Origin of the sequence: Streptacidiphilus albus JL83 (assembly GCF_000744705.1) — a bacterium.
GTDB lineage: Bacteria > Actinomycetota > Actinomycetes > Streptomycetales > Streptomycetaceae > Streptacidiphilus > Streptacidiphilus albus.
Genome location: NZ_JQML01000001.1, coordinates 3493130 through 3517156 on the forward strand (window position 1 = coordinate 3493130; position 24027 = coordinate 3517156).

Here is a 24027-nt window from a genome sequence, read left to right on the forward strand (position 1 = left end):
CGCAGGCGGCTTGGCTGGATACGTGGGGGATGGCGATGGATGAACGACTGATGGCCATGACGGCGACCATGAAGGCTACCGGGGCCGCGAAGATGCTCGGCATCGCAAAGCGCATGGTGGCGACTGACCCAGATGTGTCCGGCCGTGACGTCCTCGCGAGGTTGGAGAGCGCGATGGCAGAGGAAGAAGCAGCGGCTACGGTTGCTTGGGTGGCCAGTGAACCCGACCGAGCGGACTGCATCAAGTGCGGGGGCCCGGTCGAGACTGATTCTCGCGACAGAAGCCGTTGGATCCACAGCGCCGATGGAAGCAGAGGGTGCCGGGCGGCCACTTTCACCGTGGAGGACGGCTGGGATGAGACGATTCCCAAATCCTGGAATGCTGCCCCGAAACGATCGGTCTGATGATCGTCAGCATCCGCGACGGCGTCGCCGAGCCGTAGAGTCTTCAGGGTGCAGCGACTCGCGTTCTTCGACCTGGACGACACTCTCATCGACCGCTCGCTGGGCTTCGTCGAGTGTGTCCGGCGCTTCTGTCTGGACCTCGGCCTTGGGGAGGACGTGGAGCTGTGGCTACTGGAGGCTATGCGCGAGCGCGCGTACCGGAGCGACTTCGAGACCTTGCGCGAGCGATTCGCCCTCCCGCTCGCTACTGATGACCTGTGGGGGCACTACTGCCGGAGTATGGCTGATGCGGTGACTTGCCCGGCGGCGGTGCTTTCCGGACTGGAGCGGCTCCGGGAAGCCGGTTGGCTGGTGGCGGTGGTGACCAACGGGGCCGGCGACATCCAGCGGGCGAAGCTTGCGCGGACGGGGATCGCTCAGCGGGTTGACGCAGTCTGCATCTCGGAGGAGATCGGGATCCGCAAGCCGGACGTCGGGATCTTCCATGAGGCCGCCCGACTGGTGGGGGTATCGGACTGCTCGGGGGGCTGGATGGTCGGCGACAACGCCCACAACGATATCGGCGGTGGTCGCGCGGCCGGGCTGCGAACCATATGGGTGTCGCCGGGAAGCGGCGCAGTCGATGCGGACCATGTGGTCTCGACCGCTACTGAAGCCGTCGAGTTGCTTCTGGGGCGCGGGGAGACGGTCTCGTGATCGGCGGTGGTTCGGTCGTGGGAGTCCTTCACCCGGGCAGCATGGGTGCGGCTGTCGCGGGCCAGCTGACCCGAAGAGGGGTGTCGGTTCTGTGGTGCTCCGCCGGGCGCGGCGCGGCAACGCGGGCGCGTGCCGAACAAGCGGGGTTGGTCGAGGTGACCAGCCTGGGGCAGTTGGCCGAGCGGTGCGATGTGCTGTTGTCGGTGTGTCCGCCAGCGGCGGCTGAGACGGTGGCTGCCGAGGTCGCGGCGCATGGGTTCGCGAGCGGGTTGTACGTCGAGGCCAACGCGGTTACGCCGGCGTGCGTCGAGCGGATCGCGGCAGCGCTCCCGGCCGCGACCGTGGTGGACGGGTCAGTGATCGGTTCGCCGCCGAAGGGCGGTAAGCAGCCGCGGCTGTTCCTGTCAGGTCCGAGCGGGGCGCTTGAGCAGGTGGTGGCGCTGTTCGACGGAACCGATGTTCGCACTCGCGTACTCGGGGCCGAGCTGGGCCAGGCCAGTGCGTTGAAACTCGCCTATACGAGCTACCAGAAGGCATCGCGGGTGCTCGCGGCGCTCTCCTATGCGCTGGCGGCCGACCACGGGGTGGAGGGCGAACTGCTGGAGGTGGCCGCTGACAGGCCGGGCAGCTATCTGCTGGAAACCGGCTACATCGCCAAGACCGCTGCACGGGCCTGGCGGTGGGCTCCCGAGTTGGTCGAGGCGGCTGACCTGTTGGAGGAGAGTGGCCTGCCGGGCGGACCTCTGCGTGGCGCGGTCGAAGTCCTCGATCGCTGGAAGGGCGAGCGCGACGTCGACGTGACGCTGGTCGAGGCCCTGGCCAGGCTGCACCGGCCCCGCTAACGGAGGGAGGCCAGAACCTTGATGATCTCCGCTGCCGCTTCAGCGGCAGACACTTGGTCGGTTCGCAGGTGGAGGTCCCAAGTGGCGTGATGCTCCTGGAGGTCGGCCGCTGTGGCGTCCCAGGCGGCCAGCCGGGCCGGGGTGTCGGTGTCACCGCGTCCGGTGGAGCGCTGGGCGGTGACCTCGCGTGGGCAGTCCAGCTGGACAGCGAGCCAGGCCGCTGGGTAGCCGGTGGCGAGCGCGGTGATGCCGGCGATCTGGCCCAGGTGCACGATCGGGACGTGGTCCTCGGCGAAGGCGGCGTCCAGGCCGGGGCGGTCGACCAGGTAGACGCTTTGGTAGCGGTCGTTGCGGTAGACGACGTCTCCGGCCGCTTCGAGTTGGCGGAGCTGTTCAGGTGTGCCCATGCGGTAGCCCTGGCTTCGGCCTTCGCCGATCTTCAGACGCGCGAACGGGACGAGCCGTGGGTCGTGGTCGGTCAGGCAGGCCGTGATGGTGTCCTTGCCGCTGGCCGGCGGTCCGTAGAGGATGATCCCGGTCTTCATGCGCGGACTGCTCCCAGGGCGAATCGGGTCTGGTCGGCGATGGCGATTGCCGAGCCGTAGCTGTTGTCCACCACGACGTGTGGGACGGACGGGCGCAGGTCCAGGTCGAGGCCGTCAAGGTACTGGGCCCAGTTGCTGAGCTTCCAGGCGTCGCGCGCGGCGGAGCGGAAGGAGATGTACTCGCGCATCGAGTCCTGGTCGCAGGTGAGCCAGACCGGGGTGACCTCGACCTGGTAGGCCGCGCAGCGGTTGGCCAGGCGCCGCATCCATACGGGGTCGGTCATCTCACTGATGAACGGCGCGGTGGCCACGCTGGAGATCCCGCACTCGACGTTGACAAGGATCGAGTCCATCAGGCACTGGTACTCCAGGGGGCGTACCTGGGTGCGGTAGGTCTCGGACTGCCGGTCGTTGGGATCGCAGCCGAGTTCCACGAGCAGCCGCTCGACCAGGGGACGGGTGATCGGGTCCTTGTCCAGCAGCGGCCAGCCGGTGAGCTGGGAGATGAAGCGAGCGAATTCGGACTTGCCGCTGCCCGCGAAGCCGCCGACCAGGACCAGCGAGGGCTTGCCCGGTTCGCCGTCGGTGTGGCGTTGCTGCCAGGCGTCCAGTATCCGCTCGCGGAGGTCGGACGGTCGCTCGTCCGTCGGCTGGGGCAGCAGCTGCTTCAGGGCTCGGGCCACAGCCTGCGCGCGGGCGGTGTCCACCTGGTCTCGGAGGTCCGAGAGTTGACGCCTTTCCTCCTCGCCGGGGAGTGGCTTGCGGAAGCCGAGGTCGGGCTCGCCGGCTTGATAGAGCAGGCAGTAGGCACGGCGATAGTGCGGGCCTGGGTAGACCTCGCCCTGCTCGTGCTGCCACAGGGTCTGGAAGTTGGCTGCTGGTGCGGTCAGCCCGGCCCGTCGTGCAGTGTCGCGGAGCTGCTCTCCTGCTGCCTCAAGGGTCAGGCCGTGAGCCTCCCGCGCCTCGCGCAGCCGCTCGGGGTACCAGCCCGATCGGTCCTTGCCCACGTCCCCCACCAGCTCACTGTTGGTCAGCATGATCCCGAGAGTAGGCGAATGGCCAACGATCCCGTGTGTAAGCGGATGTTGAAATCCCGCTGAACGGAACGGCGAGCAACCTCGGCAACTCGGAGTGATACGGCGATCACGCTATGCCCGCTGTGATGGCGATGGCAACAGTGCCCACCGGTACCAGCAAGCTGGAGGCCGCACCATGTTCCATTCCTCGCCGCTCTCTGACGTTCAATCAAGCGCTCCGATGCCCAGTCAGGCCCACACAGCCTCTCCCTCCTGGGTTGAAGAGTTCGCCGAGGCCCTACGCGGAGGCAGAGAGGACGCCGACGACCGATGGCGCACCTGGGCGCGAAGGCTTCTCGGCGGTGACTGGCTCAGCCCGGCGCTTCTCGCCCAGCTCTGGGCGGCGGTCGTGGCATTCGACGAGACGCTCGCTGGACACCTGGCGAGCCCCGTGCCGGTGCCGGACAGCACAGTGATTCTGTCGGGCAGCGGCAAGGAGACGTTCAAGACATTCAACGTGTCCACCGCCGCCGGCCTCCTGGCTGCTGCCAGTGGTGTGAACGTCGTCAAGGGCACCTCCTCATCTGTCTCGGCCGTCTCAGGCTCGTCCGACGTTCTGGCAGTTCTCGGCCTCCCCACCCTGACGGAGCCTGCCCGGATCCCGGAGTTCGTCACCACCTACGGCATCGCCTTCATCGACTACGCCGTCTTCTGCCCGCGCTACGCGGCCCGCTACGACGGCCGGTTCGACTTCCTCAGCCCCATGAGCTTCGTCATGCCGACAGCGACCCTGGCCGTCTCCGCCGACGCTTTCCTGCACGGGCTGGCCCACGACGACGTCGAAACGGCGGCACAGAGTATCCATGCCGCGCGCCCGGACATCGCGCGCGGTCGGGTAGTCACGACGCGCATAGGGCCCGGCCAGCGGATCGACGAGCTCGCCCCCTTCGGGTGCAGCGACAGTGCGGTCCTGCAGCACGGCGCCGTCCGGCTCCTGCGCCACCAGGACGACAGGCTCTCGGGCCCCTGGAAGCGCGTTGTGCGGCACAGGGACGATCACGCGTCCAATGGGGCGGCCCTGATCGAGTCCCTCCATCCGGACGGCAACCCGGCTCTCACCGAGATCGTCGAGCTCAACGCCGCAGCAGTTCTGTCGACGGCGCACAGTGCGGTCGGCGGCGACGAAGCCCTGCATCTGGTCCGAGAGGCCCGTCTCGACGGCCGCGCCCAGCGCCTCCTCACCCGCCTTCGCTTCGCCTCCCCGAAGGGAACCCGATGACAGCGCAGCCCCTGCCCGTCGCCGATACATGGGTCGTCAAGGCCCTGGGCCCGCTGGCGCGCCGGTTCACCCACCACGACCGGCTCCAGGACGTGCTGCCGCTTGACATCGACAGGCCGCTGGCCGTCGTCACCGGCTTCGGACCCACCAACGCCCCTACCGCAGGCACGCTGTCCGTGATGCTCGGAGTCATCGAGCTGCAGCGGCACCTCCAGGTACCGATGACCGTGGTCATCTCCGAGCTCGGCGCCTGGAACTCCCGCAATGTGCCGTGGAGCCAGCTCACCGAAGTGCGCGACCAGATGTTCGCCTTTATGCGGGCGATCGGCCTCGACTCGTCGGCGGGGTTCGCCCCGGTCCAGCTCCGGTCCCATATCGACCACGCCAACCTGGTGCGCTGTGGCCGGATCGCTCGGTTCCTCAGCCGCCAGGACTTCCTCGACCACCACGAGGATCTGGTCGATCTCTACCAGGACCACGGCCTGCTGGGCAGCGAGGTCGGCCTTACCGTCGATGCGCTGTACACCGTTGCCGACATCCTCGGCCCAGCCGAGGAGGGCGCGGCCCGGGTACTCATGCTCTCCGGTCTGGAGGAGAGCTACTTCACCGAGCTCTCCCGCCTCGTCCTGCAACGGCAGTGCGAGGCCGGCGAGCTCAGCCTGGGCTGGCGGTTAGACCTGGGCGCCTTGTACTTCAGGGTCCTGGAGGGGCTCGGCGGGTACCCGAAGATGTCGAAGAGCATCCCGGCCTCAGGCATCCACCTCGGCATGCGCGACGGCGAGATCACCGCGCGCGTCCTTGTCGGGGACGAGGCCAGCCAGCGTCCTCTGCTCTCGGCGATCGAACTGAGCAGCGGCTGGACGATGTCCGAGATCGACCAGGCCCGCGCTGCCTACCGGCGCAAGTTCCAAGAGCCAGTCGGCTGGGACCTGACCAAGCGTCGCTTTGCGGAGACCTTCACGACATACGCCAAGATCTGGCGGGAGTGCGGCCGGTGACCCATGAACCGGCCTGCATCGTGCTCGGAGCCACAGGGCGACTCGGTCGATCCCTCCTCCCGAGGCTCCAAGCGCGCGGCTGCCACGTCATCGGCGTCTCCCGTACCCGGCCAAGCGAAACCGCTGAGCGCGGTTCGGGCTGGGTGTGCGCCGATCTCACGGAGAGCAGCCGGTGGCCGCAGGTTCACGGCTTGCTCCGGCAGCTGCTCGGCCACCAGGAGGAGGTGGTGATCATCGACCTGGTGCTCGATCGCGTCAGTGTCACCTCCATGCGCCAGTCGATCACTGCCGCCACCCGCTTCGTGGTGCGCACTCGGCAACTGCTCACCGACGAAGGACTCGCGGTGAGAGTCCTCGCCGCCAGCACTACGGCCGTGCTGGCACCGCGCGGCCTGAGGACTCCGTACAGTGCCGCCAAGCGGAGGCAGGCATTCGCATACGCGCGGCTGGACGCCATTGACCTCGTGCTCCTGCCGCAGCTCGGCGATGTCGAGCCGATTACGAACTCACCTGGAGATGCCGGCTCTTCCGTCAGCGGGAGCTGTTCATACGAGGCGGCGGCCGGAGCACTGCACGAGATCAGTCTCGAACCCGCTCAGCGATCACTCTGGATCCTCGGCGCCGATGTCCCCCACCAATCAGCCTCGCCCGCCCCTGCTGACATACCCGGCGCAATCAGGAGCGCGGTGGCAGCGCGAACCGCCGGCAGGGACAGTCCCGCCGCGCACAGGCAGGCCAGCCATCAGCGTCTGGCCCTCCTGCCCGCGAGCGTCCGAGTCCGCGTCGACCACCACGGCGCCCCGGCCCAGCTTCTTCGCCCGTTCGAGAGGCGCCTGCGCATGCCGCGTGCCCGAACCGTCATCGCAGGCAACAAGCAGCCCGCACCTGATCCATCGGAGGTAAACCGTGCACACCGCCCCTGAGACCGTGGTCCTCGGCACCGGATTCGCCGGCCTCACGGCCGCGGTACGCCTGGCCGAGGACGGCTACCGCGTCCGCTGCCACGGCGACCGCGCCATGGGGGCCTCGCAGCGGAACTTCGGGCAACTCCACTCCGGCGCCGTCTACGCCCCCGTGCTCCCCGAGGTGGCCGCCGCGTGCTGGCAGCACCGGACGAGGTGGTTCGGCCTGCTCGGATCGGACATCCCGCGAACGTACGGCCTGGCGCTGTTCTCCGCTTACGACGAAGTCGAGCGGTACACGCAGGCGTGGTCAAACCTCGGCATTCCCGTACGCCCTTTGTCCGCCGGGAAGTTGGATTGCTTCGGTGTCGGCCCATGTCCCGCCCCGGAAGCTGCCTTCGCCCTGCCCGACGTCTCGGTCGACGTCAGCGCCCTGCACGCCAGGACCGCGACGCACGCGGCGGACCTCGGCGTGGCCTTGGCTCCGCCTGAATCGTGCGCTGTCGTGCGGTCCGGCGACGACGTCATCCTGTGGGGGCCATCTCTCGGCTACTACCGGCCAAGCACCCTCGTACTGGCAACTGGACACCATACCGCCCACCTGCTCGACCTACTCGGCCTCCAACATCCGCTCTCCATCAGCCGACTGCCGTACGGGGTCCTGGACAGAAGCGACCTGCGGCACCCGCTCACCTACTGGCTCGACGGCGACCTGCTCGCACTCAGCCCGCAGCCGGACGGGCTCCACGTCGCCCTGCCCGGCCGCCCGACGGAACCCGTCGACGAAGCCAAGGAGCACTACCGCCTTGCGGCATCGCTCTCACAACGTTGGCCTGCACTCCCGGTCGAGAAGCTACGCCTCGCATGGGGGCAGGTCGCGGAACCGACGGGCAGCCGACCCGACCCGTCGGCGCTCGTGGTCGACCTCAGCAGTCCACCGCCCGGTTGGGGCCGGGCAGCCAACCTGATCGTCTGCCTGCCCGGCAAATGGACCACAGCCTGGCACTCAGCCGACCAGGTCGCTCAAGCAGTTGGGGCAAGAGCCTGACCGCCAGATGGGGTCAGTCGATCCCGATCACCTTGCGCACCTGCTGAAGCACGGGCTGGGCCCGCCGGCGGGCCTTGGCCGCGCCGATGGCCAGCAGCTCCTCAAGCTCGCTGCCTGGCCGCACAAGCGCCTCGTAGCGCTCGCGCATCGGCCCCAGCTCCTCTGCCAGAACAGTGTGGAGCTCGCTCTTCAGATCGCCCCAGCCCATCCCGCCGGCCTCCAGGCGCGCGCGAACCTCGGCTGCCTTCTCGGGGTTGGCGAAGTGGGAGAGCAGCTGGAATACCGAGGAGGCGTCAGGATCCTTCGGCGCCTCTACCGGTGTGCTGTCGGTGGGAATGCGCCGTACGATCTTCTTGATCTCGGCCTCGGTGGCGAACAGCGGGATCGTGTTGCCGTAGGACTTGCTCATCTTGCGTCCGTCGGTGCCCGGCAGGGAGCGACCGCTGTCCTCGGTGGGAATGACAGCCTTGGGGATCTTCAGTCGGAAGCTGTCGCCGTACACCGCGTTGAACGCTCCGGCGATGTCGGCCGCGTACTCGACGTGCTGCAACTGGTCCTTGCCGACTGGCACGAGGTCGGCCTCCATGATGAGGATGTCGACGGCCATCAGTACGGGGTAGTTGAACAGCCCCATGTTGACCCCGGCGTCGAGATCCTCAACACCGGCCTCTCGGTTCCGGTCCCGCGCGGCCTTGTAGGCGTGCGCCCGGTTCATCAGCCCCTTGGCGCTGAAGCACGAGAGGACCCAGTGCAGCTCGAAAATCTCGGGCACGTCCGACTGGCGGTAGAAGATCGTGCGTTCCGGGTCCAGTCCCGCAGCCAGCCAGGTGGCCGCGACCGACCGGGTCCATCGACCGAGCAGCTCCGGATCACGCACCGACGTCATCGCGTGGTAGTCGGCGATGAAGTAGATGGACTCGGCTCCGCCCGCCAGCTCCAAGGCCGGCTTGATGGCTCCGATGAAGTTGCCGAGGTGCGGCTCTCCAGTGGGCTTGATGCCGGTGAGCGACACCTTCGAATCAGCATTCACCATGCACGAAGCCTATCGACGGAAACAGGAGGAAGCTGGTGATTCGGCACGGCTGTCAATGGCCGTGCCCCACCTGGCCGCCTACGGGGACTTCACGGCCGTTGACAGCCGACTGGAAATCCTGCCGCGCCACGACCTGCGGACTCACCTGACGACCGGGGCTTTGAAACGCGCCTGCTCCCCGACCTGTGAAGGGGTCGAGGAGCGGGGCGGAAGCTGGTTCTGGTGGCCATTGTCGTGCACGAGGTGTATGTCGGCACAGTCGTTGCCGGGCGGAGTCGAACTTTGTGCCCGCTGGCTGTTGGTGGAGGGTGTTCGGGGGTCATCGCTTGGGACCGGGGTGCGGGGCGTGCCGAGGTTGCCGTGCGATGCCGGGTGTCTGTGGAATGGCGCTGTACCGCTGGCTGGTGCGACTGGCGGCGGCCCGGGCGCGTTGGTGCTGTTGTTCGGCTTGCTGGTCGTGCAGTCGCCACAGGAGGAGGGCAGCGGGGTGCCCTCAATGTGCCCCGCAGCGGTCACTGCATAGCATCTCTGCTGGTCAGAACAGTGTTTTCCAGTAGGACCAGAAGCGGATCAGCACCATGCCGCCGACGACCAGGTACCAGAGCAGCGGGCCGAACCAGTGGAGGGTGATCACGTCGTCGAGACCGCCGCGCCAGCGCTCGGGGAAGGGCAGCACCCGGTGCCGGAGGTTGTGCAGGGTGACGTACCAGAACATCGGAAAGATGATCACCCAGACCACCATGCAGTAGGGGCAGAGCGCCCCGATGCTGTAGAGCGACTGGCTGATCAACCAGCAGATCAGGCCCAGGCCGAAGGTCACGCCCAGCTGGAGCCCGGCCCAGTACCAGCGGCCGTAGCGGGCGCCGGCCAGCAGGCCCGTGCCGACGGCCAGCACCACCGCGAAGCCGGCGATGCCCATCAGCGGATTGGGGAAGCCGAAGACCGCCGCCTGCGGCTTGGTCATCACATTGCCGCAGCTGATGATCGGGTTGAGGCTGCAGCTGGGCACGTAGCCGGGGTCGGTGAACAGCTTGAAGCGCTCGTAGGTGAGGGTGAACGAGGCGAGGAAGCCCAGCGCCCCGGTGATCACCAGGAACCAGGTCATCGCCCGGCCCGCGCCGACCACCCCCCGCCAGGAGCGGTCGGCGGCTGTGTCGAGATCCTGGTCAGCATCCATGCTGACCAGGATCCCGTACCCGCGCGTCAGGCGCAGATAAGCGAACCTCAGGCGTTGGGGACGGTCTCGTAGCGGGGGGTCAGCTCGGCCATCTGCCGGAGGGCGTCCTTGCGGTCGCGCTTGGACAGCCGGTCGATGTAGAGGTAGCCGTTGAGGTGGTCGGTCTCGTGCTGGAGGCAGCGGGCGAAGAAACCGGTGCCCTCGACCACGATGTCCTGGCCCGCCGCGTCCTGGCCGCGCACCACCGCGTACTCCGGGCGGGCGAGGTCGGCGTAGGCGCCGGGGACCGAGAGGCAGCCCTCGGGCGACTCGTCCAGGGTCCGCTGCGCCGGGTCTAGGTCGTCCAGCACCGGGTTCACCACCACGCCGATGTGGCGCACCCCGTCGTCGTCCGGGCAGTCGTAGACGAAGACCCGGCGGCCGTCACCGATCTGGTTGGCGGCCAGGCCGACGCCCTCGGCCGCGTACATGCTCACGAAGAGGTCGTCGACCAGCGCGGACAGCTCCTCGTCGAACACCGTGACCGTCGCGCACGGGCGGTGCAGCACGGGGTTGCCGACGACCGTGATCGGACGGAAGGTCCCCTTGGTCGGGTCGTGCTCCTCGCCCACGACCCGTCCCGGAGCCTGCTCCCCGGCCTGCTCCACGATCTCTTCCTCGACCTGCTGTTCCGACATGCCGCTGCCACTCGCCTTCAGTCCGTACACGGGTAAGCCACCAGGGTACGGGGAACGGCAGGGTCAGCAGACTTCTTCCAGGTCGCGGTAGGCCCGACCCTTCGGGTTGGCCATCACCCAGCGGTCCAGCAGCGGCCCGACCAGGTCGGCGGGGGCGGCCATGCCGCACTCGCGTTCGGAGACCCACAGCGCGCCCGCGCTGCGGTGGCTCAGGTGGCCGAGCTGGCCGTCGTCGTGCGGATCGTGCTGCTCGCTGTGGCCGTCGTCGGCCGGCATCCGGCTCTCCGAGCAGTCGCGGCAGAGCAGCCGCACCGAGGAGGTCCAGTCCTCGGCCGCGTAGCCGGCCTCGGAGACCAGCCGCTCCAGCGCGTCCCGGTCGCCCTCGGTCTCGGCCTGGAGCAGCACCACGTAGGTCGGCACCGGCGAGGGCGCCCACAGCTCGATCTCGTCGAAGACCGGGTAGGCGACGCCCTCCGCGACCCGCTCGCCGTGCGGGGTGCCGTCGTGCAGCACCACCTCGCCCCAGCGGCGGCCGGAGGACGGCAGCGGGATCGACAGCACCTCGACCCGGGCCGGGTCCAGCCGACGGCCCCAGACCACCTCGGACTCGCCCTCCGGCGAGAGCCGGACCGGGGTGGTCCCGAAGTCCAGGCTGACCGGGCCCTCGCCCTGGCCCAGCCGCAGCCCGTAGGCCTGCCAGGAGCGCCGGGCCAGGGCCCAGTCCTGCAGCGCGGTCGCCGCGATGCCCAGGTTCCACCAGTCGGGGGCGCCGGGATTGCGGTCGAGCAGGGCCACGGCGCGCAGCCCCGCCGCGCGGGCCTGCTCCCAGTCCCGGCGGAACTTGTGCAGCAACGCCAGGTTGAACCAGGAGTCGGACAGCCAGGGCTCCAGGTCCGCGGCGCGGACCAGCAGCGCCCCGGCGTCCTCCAGGCGTCCGCTCCCGATGAGCGTGAAGGCCCGGTCGGTCGTCTGCCGCCAGCTGGCGGACGGCCGTTGCCGTGCCCGATTGAAGATCTTCACCTCGGCCTGCCACTCGTCCGATTCCACCCGGTGGTCCGGGCTTGCCCGCAGTGGTGCTGTGCGATGTGCGCCTCCGAGAGCACGCTACGTCCCCGTGCCCCCCGACGCCACGCACAGCCTCGCGTCCTGCCGTCCCCTTGCGCTTCCAACGACTCCATGCCCGCCAGGCGGGCTGCCACACGCGACACCCGCTTCGGGCTCGTTCCCCTCCGCATCCAACCATGGCACGGCCCCGGGGCTCGACACCCCGGGGCCGCCGGTATCCGGAACCTCCGACACGGAACTTCCGCACTATCCGACCGGTACTGACCGGTCCTGTTCAGTCCTTGGCCGAGGCCTCCGCGACGGCGTGCGAGACCGCGTCGTGCGCGGACCCCGCGGGTGCGCCGACCTCGACCGCGACCGCGGCCTCGGCCGCAGCCCCGGTCTGGGCGGCGGGCTGGGCGCCCGGCACCAGGTCGCCCTCCACCGGGAGTCCGGCCCGGATCCGCTCGATCCTGGCCAGCACCTTGCCGCGGAGGTCCGTCGGCGCGGTGTCGCAGCCGCAGGACCGCTTCACCAGCGCCTTGATGGCCTGTTCCAGACCGTACTTCTCCAGGCAGGGCGAGCACTCGTCGAAGTGCTCGCGCAGCTTGGCGCAGTCGCCCTCGCCCATCTCGTTGTCGAGGTACTCGTACAGATGGTCGAGAACCTCGCTGCACGCGGTGTCGTGGTGGTTGCCGCAGCTCATGAGCCCGACCCTTTCGCCTGGTCCTGGGGGGAACCGGCCCCGGCAGCGCTGCCGGCCGGGACCAGGCCACGGTCGCGCGCGTAGTCCTCCAGCAGGTCGCGCAACTGGCGGCGACCGCGGTGCAGACGGGACATCACCGTACCGATGGGTGTCCCCATGATGTCGGCAATCTCCTTGTAGGCGAAGCCCTCGACGTCGGCGAGGTACACCGCGATCCGGAATTCCTCCGGGATGGACTGCAGCGCGTCCTTCACGTCGCTGTCCGGGAGGTGGTCGAGCGCGACCGTCTCGGCCGACCGCAGGCCCGTCGACATGTGCGACTCGGCCCGCGCCAGCTGCCAGTCCTCGATCTCCTCGGCCCCGGTCCGCTGCGGCTCGCGCTGCTTCTTCCGATACGAGTTGATGAAGGTGTTGGTGAGGATGCGGTACAGCCACGCCTTGAGGTTGGTGCCCTCACGGAACTGGTGGAAGGAGGCGAACGCCTTGGCGAAGGTCTCCTGCAGCAGGTCCTCGGCGTCCGCGGGGTTGCGGGTCATCCGCAGCGCCGCCGAGTACATCTGGTCCAGGTAGCCCAGCGCGTCCCGCTCGAAGCGGGCCGAGCGCTCGGTCTCGGTCTCCCCGACGGCGGCGCGGAAGGTGTCGCCGTCGGCGTCGTCGATCGAGAGATCCACAGCCTGCGGCTTCTGTTCCGCAGCCCCGGTCTCGTCCTCGGTCCCGGCGACCTGACTCACCTCCTGAGCGAAGAACGCACGGTCCACGGTGGTGGACCTGCTCGCAAGGGAGACTATCGGGCTCACGGCCGGACCGCCTGTGCCAACAGGCCACTCGGACCAGGACAGGAGGGTGCCCGCGTCGCCCTCAGGACGTGCGGGGCATGCCGCTGCAACCATGAGCACTGCCTTCCACTGACGCTGTGATGCCGACAATGGTGTGAACCAGGAGTGGCTCCCGGGCATTCCCGCCCCAGCTCTCCGCCGTGCCGCCCGCGTTCGAATCTCCCGGGCCGGCCGGAGCAGTCACAGCGGGAACAGGGTGTCCGCCGACTCCGGCTCCGGCGCCGACGGCGCGATCAGCTCCGGGCCGTTGTTGCGGAAGTTGCCGACCGCCGCCGAGACCGGGCGCACCTCCAGCCGCCCGGGCGGGGGCGGCGCCAGCAGCGCGCGGACCTCGGCCGGGTCGGTCAGCCCGGGGTCGAGCCAGTCGTCCCAGCGGTCCGACGGCAGGATCAGCGGCATCCGGGCGTGGATCCGCTCCAGCGCCGGCTCGGCGGCCGTGGTGACCACCGTGCACGTGGCCCACCAGGCGGCCGGCTCCGTCTCCGGCAGCCCGGGGTCGCGCCAGAACTCGTACAGCCCGGCCAGCGCCAGCACCGAGCCGTCGGCCGGGGTGAGGTAGTAAGGCTGCTTGCGGATCCTGGACCTGGGCGTGCCCGGCCCGGCGACGGGGGTGAACCACTCGAAGTAGCCGTCGGCCGGCAGCAGGCAGCGCCGCGCGGCGAACGGCCTGCGGTAGGCGGGCTTCTCGTGGACGGTCTCCGCCCTGGCGTTGAACATCTTCACCCCGACCTCGGGCGACTTCGCCCAGGACGGCACCAGCCCCCAGCGCAGCGTCCGCAACTGCCGTACCGGCTCCGGGCCCTGCTCCCGCACCGGCCGCTCCAGCACCGCGTACACCGGCTTGGTCGGCGCGACGTTCCAGTCCTGCTCCAGCGTCTCGGTGGGGTCCCACGCCGCGACGCCGAACAGTCCGACCAGGTCCTCGGGCTTCCGACTCGACGCATAACGACCGCACATGCGTCCCACCATGCCATCCGGCAGCACCCTCGCGTGCGGGGAACGGGTGGGGAACCGGCGCGGAACCGGCGGGGAACCGGCCGGAGCCCGGAACCGCGGCCCGGGTCGCGCACATCCTGTCGTGCGAGACTGCCTGCCTTCCGCAGCCTCCCGCTGCCCCCGAACGGAGTGAGGCGAGCCCGATGCAGCCGCAGAGCATCAGCGCCGTGTGGGACCAGGTCACCGGCGTCCAGGCGGACCCCGGCCACGGCATCGTCTGGGCCACCGCCGCGGTCGCGCTGGTGGCGGCCGGTCCCGCGTTCGTCTGGCACTGGACCCGCAATGTGATCACCATCGCCCACGAGGGCGGCCACGGCCTGGCCGCCGTGCTCACCCGGCGCCGGCTGCACGGGATCCGGCTGCACTCGGACACCTCCGGGCTGACCGTCTCCTCCGGCAAGCCGCACGGCCCCGGCATGGTGCTCACCGCCGCCGCCGGCTACACCGCCCCCTCGCTGCTCGGCGTCGGCGGGGCGTGGCTGCTGTCCGGCGGGCACATCACCGCACTGCTGTGGGCGGTGGTCGCGCTGCTGCTGGCGGTGCTGGTGAACATCCGCAACGCCTTCGGCGCGCTGACCGTGGTGCTCACCGGCGGGCTCTGCTTCGCCGTCTCCTGGTTCGGCAGCGCCGCGCTCCAGGGCGCCTTCGCCTATCTGAGTGTCTGGTTCCTGCTGATCGCCGGGGTTCGCCCGATCGTGGAGCTGCAGCACAAGCGGCGGCGCGGCGGCGCCCCCGACTCCGACGCCGACCAGCTCGGGCGGCTGACCGGAGTGCCCGGGGTGCTCTGGGTGGTGCTCTTCCTGGTCGTCGCGATCGCCGCGCTGACCACGGGCGGTCGCTGGCTGCTCACCCGCTGAATGCGGATAGGCTCGGGGGTCATGACCGACCACCTGTGGCCCGCACCGACCGCGTCCGACCCTGTCGACGCGGTGGTCACCGTTCCCGGATCCAAGTCGGCGACCAACCGCGCCCTGGTCCTGGCGGCGCTGGCGGACGACCCCGGCTACATCCGGCGTCCGCTGCGCAGTCGCGACAGCACGCTGATGGCCGACGGCCTGCGGGCGATGGGGGTCGGCATCGAGTCCACCCTGAACAGCAGCAGCGGCGTCCCCGGCGGCGGCGACGCCTGGCGGGTGGTGCCGCTGCCGCTCGCCGGGCCGGCCCTGGTGGACGTCGGCAACGCCGGCACGGTCATGCGCTTCCTGCCCCCGGTGGCCGCGCTCTGCGACGGACCGGTGAGCTTCGACGGCGACCCCCGCTCCTACGAGCGCCCGCTCGGCGGCGTGATCACCGCACTGCGCGCCCTCGGCGCGCGGATCGACGACGACGGCCGCGGCGCGCTGCCGCTGACCGTCCACGGTACCGGCTGCCTGGTCGGCGGCACGGTCACCCTCGACGCCTCGTCCTCCTCCCAGTTCGTCAGCGCGCTGCTGCTCTCCGGAGCACGCTTCCAGCAGGGCGTGGAGGTCCGCCACGTCGGCGACCCGGTGCCCTCGCTGCCGCACATCCGGATGACGGTGGAGATGCTGCGGGCCGCCGGCGCCCGGGTGGACGCACCCGAGGACGGCGGCGAGCCGGACGTCTGGCGGGTCGCCCCGGGCGCGCTGCTCGGCCGCGACCTGGTGGTCGAGCCCGACCTGTCCAATGCGGCCCCGTTCCTGGCCGCCGCCCTGGTCACCGGTGGCACCGTGCTGATCAGGGACTGGCCCCGGCACAGCAGCCAGCCCGGCGACCAACTGCGCGAGCTGCTCACCCGAATGGGCGGATCCGTCGAGCCGACCGACGAGGGGCTGCGCTTCCGCGGCACCGGCCGGGTCCACGGCCTGGAGGCCGACCTGCACGAGGTCGGCGAGCTGGCCCCGGTGCTCGCCGCGGTCGCGGCGCTGGCCGACTCCCCCTCCGTGCTGAGCGGCATCGCCCATCTGCGGGTGCACGAGACCGACCGGCTGGCCGCCCTCGCCGCCGAGCTGAACGGGCTGGGCGGCGATGTCACCGAGACCGCCGACGGGCTGCGGATCAACCCGCGCCCGCTGCACGGCGGCGTCTTCCACACCTACCTGGACCACCGCCTGGCCACCGCCGCCGCCGTGATCGGGCTGGTGGTGCCCGGCGTCGAGGTCGAGGACATCTCCACCACCGGCAAGACCCTCCCGGACTTCCCCGGGCTCTGGGACTCCATGCTCACCGGCACCGTAGTGAAGGGCTGACCGCACCCCCATGCGCCGTTACGGCGAAGACGCCGACGAGGACGACATCCGCGCCCGTCCCTCCCGCCGGGGCTCCCGCCCCCGCACCCGGACCCGACCCACCCACGACGACGCCGACGAGGGCATGGTGCTCACCGTCGACCGGGGCCGGTTCACCTGCCTGGTCGAGGCCGGCACCAAGCGCGAGCGCGAGATCGCCGCGATGAAGGCCCGCGAGCTGGGCCGCAAGGGCGTGGTCGTCGGCGACCGGGTCGCCATCGTCGGCGACCTCTCCGGCGAACCCGGCGCGCTGGCCCGGATCGTCCGGGTCGAGGAGCGCACCACCGTGCTGCGCCGGACGGCGGACGACGACGACCCGTACGAGCGGATCGTGGTCGCCAACGCCGACCAGCTCGCCATCGTCATCGCCCTGGCCGACCCGGAGCCCCGGGCCCGGCTGATCGACCGCTGCCTGGTGGCGGCCTTCGACGCCGGGCTGAAGCCGCTGCTGGTGCTGACCAAGTCCGACCTGGCCCCGGCCGAGCCGCTGCTGGAGCTCTACTCGCCGCTGGGCGTCAACCATGTGGTCACCCGCCGCGACGACCTCGCGGCCGAGGGCGCCGAACTGGTGCGCCAACAGCTGCGCGGGCTGTCCACGGTCTTCATCGGCCACTCCGGCGTCGGCAAGACCACCCTGGTCAACGCGCTGGTGCCGGAGCACCAGCGGTCCACCGGGGTGGTCAACGCGGTCACCGGGCGCGGTCGGCACACCACCACCTCGGCGCTGGCGCTGCGGCTGCCCCCGGCGCCGGACGCCAAGCGCGGCGACCTGCCCGGCTGGGTCATCGACACCCCCGGCTTCCGCTCCTTCGGGCTCTCCCACATCGAGCCGGCCCGGGTGGTGCTGGCCTTCCCCGACCTGGTGCCGGGCACCGAGGGCTGCCCGCGCGCCTGCAGCCACGACGAGGCCGAGTGCGCGCTGGACGCCTGGGTGGCCGAGGGCCACGCGGACCCGGCCCGGCTGTACTCGCTGCGCCGGCTGCTGCGGACCCGCGAGGCCCGCGAGGGCGACTGAGCCCTCCCGGATGCCGATACCGCCGCGCCGGGCCAGGATGTGGTGACCACGGCGGATCGGCAAGGGAGCGCGGATGCCCTGGGTACTGGTGGTGATCGCCGGGTTCCTGGAGACCGGGTTCGCGGTCTGCCTCAAGCTCAGCCACGGCTTCACCCGGTTCTGGCCGGTCGTCGGTTTCGCGCTCTTCGGCGCGGGCAGCTTCGGGCTGCTGACCGCCGGGCTCAAGCATCTGCAGGTCGGGCCCGCCTACGCGGTCTGGACCGGCATCGGCGCGGCCGGCACCGCGATCTACGGCATGGTCTGGCTCGGCGACACGGTCTCCGTGCTCAAGATCGTCTCCATCGGCCTGGTGCTGGCCGGGGTGGTCGGGCTGCAGCTCAGCGGCCTGGAGCACTGAACCCCGACCGGTCGAGCCCGCCCCGGCGCGCGGGACCGGTCACTCGCCCGGCGTGTTGGCGTCCCGCAACGCGCGCATCAGCCCCGCGAGCCGGGCGGCGCGCTCCTCCCCCAGAGGGGCCAGGAAGTGCTCGCGCAGCAGCGCGACATGGCGCCGCTGGGCCTCCTCCGCCAGCCGCTCGCCCTCGGCGGTCAGCGCCAGGAAGGTGACCCGGCGGTCCTCCGGCGAGGGCTGCCGTTCGATCAGTCCGGCCGTGACCATCCGGTCCGCCAGCTTGGTGAAACCCCCGCTGGTCAGCGTGGTCTCGCGGGCGAGCTGGGTCATGGTGAGCCGTCCGCCCGGGGTGCGCAGCAGCCGCAGCACCACCTCGAACCAGGAACCCGGCAGCGCCGGCCCGTCGATCGGCCCGACCCGGACCAGTTCCCCGGTCCGCGCATAGGCCTCGACCACCAGGCCCCACCAGGTGACCAGTTCCCGGTCGTCCACGCCTTCGTCACCCATGCTCCCAGCCTAGAGCCCGCTCCTGGGAGGCCGCCGAAGCTGGCCCCCGTCCCGCCTGATCGTTACTGTTCGGGGCATGGCCGACTACCACGACGATCTTCGACTCGCCCACGTCCTCGCGGACCACGCCGACTCGGTGACGCTGGACCGCTTCAAGGCACTCGATCTGAAGATCGACACCAAGCCGGACCTCACCCCGGTCAGCGACGCCGACAAGGCGGTCGAGGACCTGCTCCGCAACGACCTGCAGCGGGCCAGGCCCCGGGACGCGATCATGGGCGAGGAGTTCGGCAGCACCGGCCACGGGCCCCGCCGCTGGGTGATCGACCCGATCGACGGGACCAAGAACTACATCCGCGGGGTCCCGGTCTGGGCCACCCTGATCGCCCTGATGGAGCTGGGCCCGAACGGGGACCAGCCGGTCGTCGGCATGGTCTCCGCCCCCGCGCTGGGACGGCGCTGGTGGGCGGCCAAGGGCACCGGGGCGTTCACCGGCCGCAGCCTGACCAAGGCCAACCGGATCCAGGTCTCGGACGTCTCCCGGCTGGAGGACTCCTCCTTCGCCTACTCCTCGCTCACCGGCTGGGAGCAGCGCGACCGGCTCGACGCCTTCCTCGACCTCTCCCGCACCGTCTGGCGCACCCGCGCCTACGGCGACTTCTGGCCGTACATGATGGTGGCCGAGGGCTCCGTGGACATCTGCGCCGAGCCCGAGCTGAGCATCTGGGACATGGCCGCGACCTGCGTGATCGTGGAGGAGGCGGGCGGCCGCTTCACCGGCCTGGACGGCATTCCCGGGGTCCGCAGCGGCAACGCGGTGGCCTCGAACGGGCTGCTCCACGGCGAACTGCTGCAGCGCCTGGGCTGAGCGCCCGGCCGGACGCCCGCCGGAACGGAGAAATCCGCTCCGGCGGAACTCGTGTTCGGTCCGACGACGTTGGCCGGGTACGGTTCAAGGGATTTCTTACCGAAGCCCCGCACCTGCCTGCCGCACCCCCCTGCCCTCCCGCACTCCCCTGTCCTGCCGTCCCCCGTGCTCTGCCGTCCCCGTGGAGGATCCCCGGTGTCCTGGATCAGCGACCACCTGCTGACACTCAACGGCACCCTGGTGCTGCTCGCGGTCTTCCTGCTGCCGGCCCTGGAGTCCTCGGTCTTCCTGGGCTTCATCATCCCCGGCGAGACCGCCGTGGTGATCGGCGGCGTGACCGCCTACAACGGCACCAACGCGCTGTGGGCGGTGCTGCTCGCGGCGATCGTCGGCGCGATCCTCGGCGACAGCATCGGCTACGCCATCGGGAAGAAGTGGGGCGACGCGCTGCTGCGGCGGATCCCGCACCGGATCCTGAAGCCGGCGCACATCGCCCAGAGCAAGGACCTGATCTCCCGGCTCGGCGGACGGGCCGTCTTCGCCGGACGCTTCGCGGCGGCCCTGCGGGCGCTGGTGCCGGGGCTGTGCGGGGTGTCGGAGATGCGCTACCGCACCTTCGCCGTGTGGAACATGCTCGGCGGCGCGGTCTGGGCGACCGGCTTCGTCCTGCTCGGCTACTTCGCCGGGGCGAGCTGGCACCGGATCGAGTCCTACGCCAACACCGCCAGCTGGGTCCTGGTCGGCGTCGGCGTGGTGGCCGTCGGCGGACTGCTCTACCTCAAGCACCGGGCCGAGAAGCGCGCCTCCGCGCGCTTCGAGGAGCAGCCGGAGGCCCCGGACAGCGAGTCCGCGCATTCGGTCCGCCCCTGACCGCAGGCCCGCTGGACCGCCCCGACTTGGACCGTGTCTAATTCCGTATGGACACCAATCCCGAACTGGCTCCGACCGGCTGTTATCCTGGGCCCCATGAGTGACCTGCTGGAACGCCTCCGAAGCCGCGGCTGGCGGCTCACCTCGCAGCGGCGGGTCGTGGCCCAGGTCCTCGACGGGGACCACGTCCACTTCACCGCCGACGAGGTCCATGCCCGCGCGGTGGCACTGCTGCCGGAGATCAGCCGGGCCACCGTCTACAACACCCTGGGCGAACTGGTGAGCCTCGGCGAGGTGTTGGAGGTCAGCACCGACGGGCGGGCCAAGCGGTACGACCCCAACGCCCACCACGCCCACCAGCACCTGGTGTGCTCCTCCTGCGGCACCATCCGCGACGTCCACCCCCAGGGCGACCCGATCGCGGCGCTGCCGGCGGACGAGCGCTTCGGCTTCGCCATCGCGAACGTCGAGGTCACCTACCGGGGCACCTGCCCCGACTGCGCCTCGGCCTGACGCAGCGCCGACCGGCCCCGGGCCCCGAAGGCCGGCCGGTCGGCCTCAGGCGCTGAGGTCGGCGCGCAGCGCCTCCAGCAGGCGCGCGGCCCGCTCCGCCACATCCGCCGGGCCGTCCTCGCCCGCCCGGGTGCACCAGGCCCGGGCCTGGACCAGGTCCCCGCGCCGGGCCGCGATCAGCCCCAGCCGCAGCGCCGCCCGCCCGTGCCCGGCATCGGCCGCACGGGTGTACCAGAGCATCGCCTCCGGCTCGCTGCCCTCACGGGCCAGCAGCAGCCCGAGGTTGAACGCCGCGCTGCGGCTCCCGCCCTCCGCCGCCCGGCGGTACCAGTGTTCGGCCGTGCCGGTGTCACCGCGCTCGGCGGCCCGCACCCCGACCCGCACCTGCGCGCGGTTGTGGCCGGCCTCGGCCGCCGTGGCGTACCAGCGCTCGACCTCCGCCTCGAACCGGTCCTCCGCCGCCCGCTCCAGCAGCACCGCCAGCCGGAAAGCGGCCTCGGTCGAGCCGGCCTCCGCCGCCTGGCGGTAGCGCACGGCGGCCGAGGTGAGGTCGCCGCGGCGCTCCTTGGCGACGGCCAGCTGCAGCGCGGCCTCGGCATGGCCGCCGGCGGCGGCCCGGGCGTACCACTCCTGGGCGTCGTGCTGCTCGCCCCGGCCGGCGTAGAGGATGCCGAGATTGAAGGCGGCGTCCACGCTCCCGGCCTCGGCCGCCTTGGAGAACCAGGGCTCCGCGCCCGGGGTGTCGCCGCGCTGGAACAGCATCACCGCCAGCGCGTTGCTGGCGTCCCGGTGCCCGGCGTAGGCAGCCTGCCGGTACCACTGCTCGGCCTGGGAGCCGCGGCCCTCCGCCGCGCAGAGCAGGCCGAGGTTGAAGGCGCCGTTGTGGTCGCCCGCCTCCAGCGCGGTGCGGTACCACTGCTCGGCCATGCCGGTCTCGCCCCAGGAGGCGTGCAGCGCGCCCAGGGCGTTGGCGGCGCTGCCGTCCCCGGCGTCGGCGGCCTCGCGCCACCAGTCCGCCGCGCCGACCTCGTCGCCGCTGTCGCGCAGCAGGAAGCCCAGCGCGCAGGCCGCTCGGGGCTCGCCGCCCTGGGCGGACTGCCGGTACCAGCGGGCGGCCTCCTCCCGCTCGCCGCGCCGCTCCAGCTGGATGCCGAGCCGCAGCGCGGCCCGGGCGTGGCCGCGGGCGGCGGCCTGCCGGTGCCAGGGCTCGGCGACGGCCGGGTCGCCGCCGTTCTCCAGCAGTCGGCCCAGCCGGTAGGCGGCCTCCCGGTGGCCGGCCTCGGCCGCGGCCCGGAACCACTTCTCGGCGTGCGGGGCGTCCCGGTGGTGCTCCAGCAGGTCCGCCAGGGCGAAGGCGCCCCCGGTGTGGCCCTGCTCGGCCGCCTGGCGGAGCCAGTACTCCGAGCCGGGCTCGTCGCCCCGGTCGCGCAGGTGCAGGCCGAGGGCGTGCGCGGCCGGTGCGCTCCCGGCGACCGCGGCCTCGCGCCACCAGTACGCCGCCTCGTCCCGGTGGCCGCGCTGGTGCAGCAGCACACCCAGGTTGTTCGCCCCGGCCCGGAGCCCGGCCGCAGCCGCCCGGCGCAGGTGCGGCTCGGCCTCGTCCAGGTCGCCCCGGCGCAGCAGCATCGCGCCCAGCAGGCTGCCCGCCTCCGGGTCCTCCTCGGCGGCGGCGCGGCAGCGCTCCTCCAGCGCCGCCTCCTCGCGGGCGGCGAGGGCGGACTCGAAGGTCGGGAAGGCCGGGTCGCCGTAGACCGGGCCCTCGTCCTCCGCCGGCTCCTCGGCTCCGAGCACGGCCGACCGGCGGCCTTCCGGGCCCGGAGCCGCCGGGCGCGGGTCCTCGGTGCTGGGCGGATCGGCGTAGGGGTCGGCGGCGGGGTCGTCCGCGCCGAGGCTGTAGGCGCCGAGATTGCGCAGCATGCCGTCGGGGACGGTCGCCGCCAGTGCGGCGTCCTCCTCCTCGCGCCCACGCTGCAGCGGCAGTCGGCCCGCGCGCTGCGGGTCGTCCTGATCGACTCCCTGACCTGCTCCAGCGATCACCGACATGTCGACTCCTGCGTCCGCCGGATCTCTGGGCATCCTTGGTACGCACCGGAGCTCATGGCCGCTTTCCGACCTCGCACCGTCCCCCATGGGGCTCATCGTCGCACCACCCGCAACCCGCGTACACCTGGTATACCCCAGTGGAAGAGGTTACTTCAGCGCTTTGTCGATATCGCGACACATCAACCTCGCAACGCGGCTGCCCCGGCAGGTTTCTGACGCAGTCCCGTCGACGACATCCGCATCATGTGCCCCATCTTTCCCTTGTGGTTCAAGGTTAGACGTTTCGTCACGCCAACGACCGGTTCGGACGATTGAAGTGACAACCCCACCATCGGACCGCACTGCTCCGCCACCCTTCCGCCTCGACCGTGTCGCCCGAGCATGCGGAAGGCCCGGTGCAGTATGCGCACCGGGCCTTCCGACAAGGAGTAGCGGGGACAGGATTTGAACCTGCGACCTCTGGGTTATGAGCCCAGCGAGCTACCGAGCTGCTCCACCCCGCGTCGTTGTGTCCAAAGGTTAACCCACCGGTCATGACCAGCGCAAATCCATGAACGCCGGGCAACGGCGGGCCGGCCCGGGACCAGCGGCCGGCCAAGCGGAAGGCCCGGTGCAGTATGCGCACCGGGCCTTCCGACAAGGAGTAGCGGGGACAGGATTTGAACCTGCGACCTCTGGGTTATGAGCCCAGCGAGCTACCGAGCTGCTCCACCCCGCGTCGTTGTGTGATCACCCTAGCACGCGCCGCCGGTCACCACGGGTGCGGAGGCCGCCGCGGACGACATGTGAGGATGGAGCCATGTCCGACACCGCCGCCGAGGCACTGCCTCCCGCCGCCCGCCCGATCACCCGCGCCGTCCTCGAGATCGACGAGTACGCCGCCGGACTCGGCTGGGACCAGCCCGCCCGCCTGTTCGCCCTGGTCGACACGGACGCGCTGCTGAAGAACGAGCCGGGCGTCGCCCGCCAGCTCGGCCTGGAGCCGGGCCCCGCCGGGCAGCTCACCCCGATCGAGCAGGAGGAGATCCCGGCCGGCAAGGCCCTGGACGACTTCCTCGGCACCATCGCCTGGCCGGACTCGGTCGCCGGCTGCGCACTGGTGGTCGAGCGGCTGATCCTGCCGCCCGCCGCCGAGGCCAAGGTGCCCGGCGGCGTCTCCGAGCGCGAGCTCGCCGCCTGGGTCGCCAGGCACCCCGAGCGGCAGGAGGTCCGGATGACCGTGGCGGTCCTGCGCGACGGCACCCGGGAGACCGCCCTGCGGCTGCGCGAGAAGGACTCCGCCCGCGAGGTGCTGACCGGCCCTTCGCTGGTCCCCGGCCTGGCCGAGGCGCTGCTCACCACCTTCGCCTGAGCCGGCGCGGGCTCCCTCACCCGG

Annotated in this window: 26 protein-coding genes and 2 tRNA genes; 15 read left to right on the top strand and 13 right to left on the bottom strand. The window is 71.1% G+C overall.

Going from position 1 to position 24027, the window contains the following annotated elements; translation table 11 throughout:
• Nucleotides 1–35 precede the first annotated feature (35 nt).
• Genes BS75_RS14975 through BS75_RS14985 form a run of 3 tightly spaced genes read left to right on the top strand, consistent with a single transcriptional unit; the run spans nucleotide 36 to nucleotide 1942 of the window.
• A complete protein-coding gene (locus tag BS75_RS14975; RefSeq protein ID WP_152646035.1) occupies nucleotides 36–404 on the top strand; it encodes a hypothetical protein in 369 nt (122 codons plus the stop codon).
• Nucleotides 405–452: 48 nt separating this feature from the next.
• Nucleotides 453–1100 (top strand): HAD family hydrolase, encoded by a 648-nt coding sequence (locus BS75_RS14980; protein ID WP_034088586.1) that lies wholly within the window; start codon nucleotides 453–455, stop codon nucleotides 1098–1100.
• Nucleotides 1101–1117: 17 nt separating this feature from the next.
• A complete protein-coding gene (locus BS75_RS14985; protein WP_034093079.1) occupies nucleotides 1118–1942 on the top strand; it encodes a DUF1932 domain-containing protein in 825 nt (274 codons plus the stop codon).
• On the opposite strand, the gene BS75_RS14990 is transcribed toward BS75_RS14985, so the two are convergent.
• Together BS75_RS14990 and BS75_RS14995 are read right to left on the bottom strand one after the other, a co-directional pair.
• A complete protein-coding gene (locus BS75_RS14990) occupies nucleotides 1939–2487 on the bottom strand; it encodes a P-loop NTPase family protein (RefSeq protein WP_034088587.1) in 549 nt (182 codons plus the stop codon). The genes BS75_RS14985 and BS75_RS14990 overlap by 4 nt on opposite strands.
• Nucleotides 2484–3524: an AAA family ATPase gene (locus BS75_RS14995; protein ID WP_034088588.1), complete on the bottom strand. Its 1041-nt coding sequence runs from the start codon at nucleotides 3522–3524 to the stop codon at nucleotides 2484–2486. The genes BS75_RS14990 and BS75_RS14995 overlap by 4 nt, the downstream gene beginning before the upstream one ends.
• 388 nt (nucleotides 3525–3912) lie before the next feature.
• On the opposite strand from BS75_RS14995, the gene BS75_RS15000 reads away from it, so the two are divergent.
• The 4 genes from BS75_RS15000 to BS75_RS46425 are packed head-to-tail and all read left to right on the top strand — an operon-like array spanning nucleotide 3913 to nucleotide 7730.
• The gene (locus tag BS75_RS15000) at nucleotides 3913–4782 is read left to right on the top strand and encodes a hypothetical protein (RefSeq protein WP_160312288.1); all 870 of its coding nucleotides are present in this window, start codon (nucleotides 3913–3915) and stop codon (nucleotides 4780–4782) included.
• Entirely contained in the window at nucleotides 4779–5780 is a 1002-nt protein-coding gene (locus tag BS75_RS44270) for a hypothetical protein (RefSeq protein WP_052069423.1), read from the top strand. Before BS75_RS15000 ends, BS75_RS44270 begins: the two co-directional genes overlap by 4 nt.
• Before the next feature lie 20 nt (nucleotides 5781–5800).
• Entirely contained in the window at nucleotides 5801–6703 is a 903-nt protein-coding gene (locus tag BS75_RS15015; protein WP_331281470.1) for an NAD-dependent epimerase/dehydratase family protein, read from the top strand.
• Between the two features lie 4 nt (nucleotides 6704–6707).
• Nucleotides 6708–7730 (top strand): NAD(P)/FAD-dependent oxidoreductase, encoded by a 1023-nt coding sequence (locus tag BS75_RS46425; RefSeq protein ID WP_169790793.1) that lies wholly within the window; start codon nucleotides 6708–6710, stop codon nucleotides 7728–7730.
• A gap of 13 nt (nucleotides 7731–7743) precedes the next feature.
• Here the strand turns inward: BS75_RS46425 and BS75_RS15025 are convergent, their stop codons facing one another.
• The 7 genes from BS75_RS15025 to BS75_RS15055 all read right to left on the bottom strand — a co-directional run bounded on the left by BS75_RS15025 (nucleotide 7744) and on the right by BS75_RS15055 (nucleotide 14160).
• The gene (locus BS75_RS15025; RefSeq protein WP_034088593.1) at nucleotides 7744–8763 is read right to left on the bottom strand and encodes a tryptophan--tRNA ligase; all 1020 of its coding nucleotides are present in this window, start codon (nucleotides 8761–8763) and stop codon (nucleotides 7744–7746) included.
• A 535-nt stretch (nucleotides 8764–9298) separates the two neighbouring features.
• On the bottom strand, nucleotides 9299–9940 hold the full coding sequence (locus tag BS75_RS15030; protein WP_052069424.1) for a vitamin K epoxide reductase family protein: 642 nt from the start codon (nucleotides 9938–9940) through the stop codon (nucleotides 9299–9301).
• Between the two features lie 47 nt (nucleotides 9941–9987).
• Nucleotides 9988–10617 carry a peptide deformylase gene (gene def, locus BS75_RS15035; RefSeq protein WP_034088595.1) on the bottom strand — a complete coding sequence of 210 codons (630 nt, stop codon included), beginning with the start codon at nucleotides 10615–10617 and terminating at the stop codon, nucleotides 9988–9990.
• Nucleotides 10618–10680: 63 nt separating this feature from the next.
• Entirely contained in the window at nucleotides 10681–11637 is a 957-nt protein-coding gene (locus BS75_RS15040; RefSeq protein ID WP_034093080.1) for a tetratricopeptide repeat protein, read from the bottom strand.
• A 319-nt stretch (nucleotides 11638–11956) separates the two neighbouring features.
• Nucleotides 11957–12367, bottom strand: coding sequence for a mycothiol system anti-sigma-R factor (rsrA, locus tag BS75_RS46430; RefSeq protein ID WP_042439078.1), 411 nt, complete (start codon nucleotides 12365–12367; stop codon nucleotides 11957–11959).
• Nucleotides 12364–13038, bottom strand: coding sequence for a sigma-70 family RNA polymerase sigma factor (locus tag BS75_RS15050; protein ID WP_042439119.1), 675 nt, complete (start codon nucleotides 13036–13038; stop codon nucleotides 12364–12366). The genes rsrA and BS75_RS15050 overlap by 4 nt, the downstream gene beginning before the upstream one ends.
• A gap of 345 nt (nucleotides 13039–13383) precedes the next feature.
• Nucleotides 13384–14160 (bottom strand): SOS response-associated peptidase, encoded by a 777-nt coding sequence (locus BS75_RS15055; protein ID WP_034088596.1) that lies wholly within the window; start codon nucleotides 14158–14160, stop codon nucleotides 13384–13386.
• 182 nt (nucleotides 14161–14342) lie between these two features.
• On the opposite strand from BS75_RS15055, the gene BS75_RS15060 reads away from it, so the two are divergent.
• The 4 genes from BS75_RS15060 (at nucleotide 14343) to BS75_RS15075 (ending at nucleotide 17857) form a co-directional block, all read left to right on the top strand.
• Nucleotides 14343–15056, top strand: coding sequence for a M50 family metallopeptidase (locus BS75_RS15060; RefSeq protein WP_034088597.1), 714 nt, complete (start codon nucleotides 14343–14345; stop codon nucleotides 15054–15056).
• Between the two features lie 21 nt (nucleotides 15057–15077).
• Entirely contained in the window at nucleotides 15078–16406 is a 1329-nt protein-coding gene (aroA, locus tag BS75_RS15065) for a 3-phosphoshikimate 1-carboxyvinyltransferase (protein WP_034088598.1), read from the top strand.
• A gap of 10 nt (nucleotides 16407–16416) precedes the next feature.
• Nucleotides 16417–17460: a ribosome small subunit-dependent GTPase A gene (gene rsgA / locus BS75_RS15070; RefSeq protein WP_034088599.1), complete on the top strand. Its 1044-nt coding sequence runs from the start codon at nucleotides 16417–16419 to the stop codon at nucleotides 17458–17460.
• Nucleotides 17461–17533: 73 nt separating this feature from the next.
• The gene (locus BS75_RS15075) at nucleotides 17534–17857 is read left to right on the top strand and encodes a DMT family transporter (protein WP_034088600.1); all 324 of its coding nucleotides are present in this window, start codon (nucleotides 17534–17536) and stop codon (nucleotides 17855–17857) included.
• Nucleotides 17858–17896: 39 nt separating this feature from the next.
• Here the strand turns inward: BS75_RS15075 and BS75_RS15080 are convergent, their stop codons facing one another.
• Nucleotides 17897–18358, bottom strand: coding sequence for a MarR family winged helix-turn-helix transcriptional regulator (locus BS75_RS15080; RefSeq protein ID WP_034088601.1), 462 nt, complete (start codon nucleotides 18356–18358; stop codon nucleotides 17897–17899).
• Between the two features lie 76 nt (nucleotides 18359–18434).
• On the opposite strand from BS75_RS15080, the gene hisN reads away from it, so the two are divergent.
• The 3 genes from hisN (at nucleotide 18435) to BS75_RS15095 (ending at nucleotide 20609) form a co-directional block, all read left to right on the top strand.
• Complete coding sequence (gene hisN, locus BS75_RS15085; RefSeq protein WP_034088602.1) at nucleotides 18435–19226, top strand: histidinol-phosphatase; 792 nt, start codon at nucleotides 18435–18437, stop codon at nucleotides 19224–19226.
• Nucleotides 19227–19421: 195 nt separating this feature from the next.
• Nucleotides 19422–20096, top strand: coding sequence for a DedA family protein (locus tag BS75_RS15090; protein ID WP_042439083.1), 675 nt, complete (start codon nucleotides 19422–19424; stop codon nucleotides 20094–20096).
• A 96-nt stretch (nucleotides 20097–20192) separates the two neighbouring features.
• Nucleotides 20193–20609 carry a Fur family transcriptional regulator gene (locus BS75_RS15095; protein ID WP_034088603.1) on the top strand — a complete coding sequence of 139 codons (417 nt, stop codon included), beginning with the start codon at nucleotides 20193–20195 and terminating at the stop codon, nucleotides 20607–20609.
• A gap of 45 nt (nucleotides 20610–20654) precedes the next feature.
• On the opposite strand, the gene BS75_RS15100 is transcribed toward BS75_RS15095, so the two are convergent.
• The 3 genes from BS75_RS15100 to BS75_RS15110 form a co-directional block, all read right to left on the bottom strand.
• Complete coding sequence (locus tag BS75_RS15100) at nucleotides 20655–22652, bottom strand: tetratricopeptide repeat protein (protein WP_231607779.1); 1998 nt, start codon at nucleotides 22650–22652, stop codon at nucleotides 20655–20657.
• Between the two features lie 429 nt (nucleotides 22653–23081).
• A tRNA-Met gene (locus tag BS75_RS15105) sits at nucleotides 23082–23155 on the bottom strand.
• Nucleotides 23156–23296: 141 nt separating this feature from the next.
• Nucleotides 23297–23370 (bottom strand) — tRNA-Met (locus BS75_RS15110).
• Nucleotides 23371–23451: 81 nt separating this feature from the next.
• Here BS75_RS15110 and BS75_RS15115 point away from each other — a divergent pair.
• Entirely contained in the window at nucleotides 23452–24003 is a 552-nt protein-coding gene (locus tag BS75_RS15115; RefSeq protein ID WP_034088604.1) for a PPA1309 family protein, read from the top strand.
• Nucleotides 24004–24027: the final 24 nt, after the last annotated feature.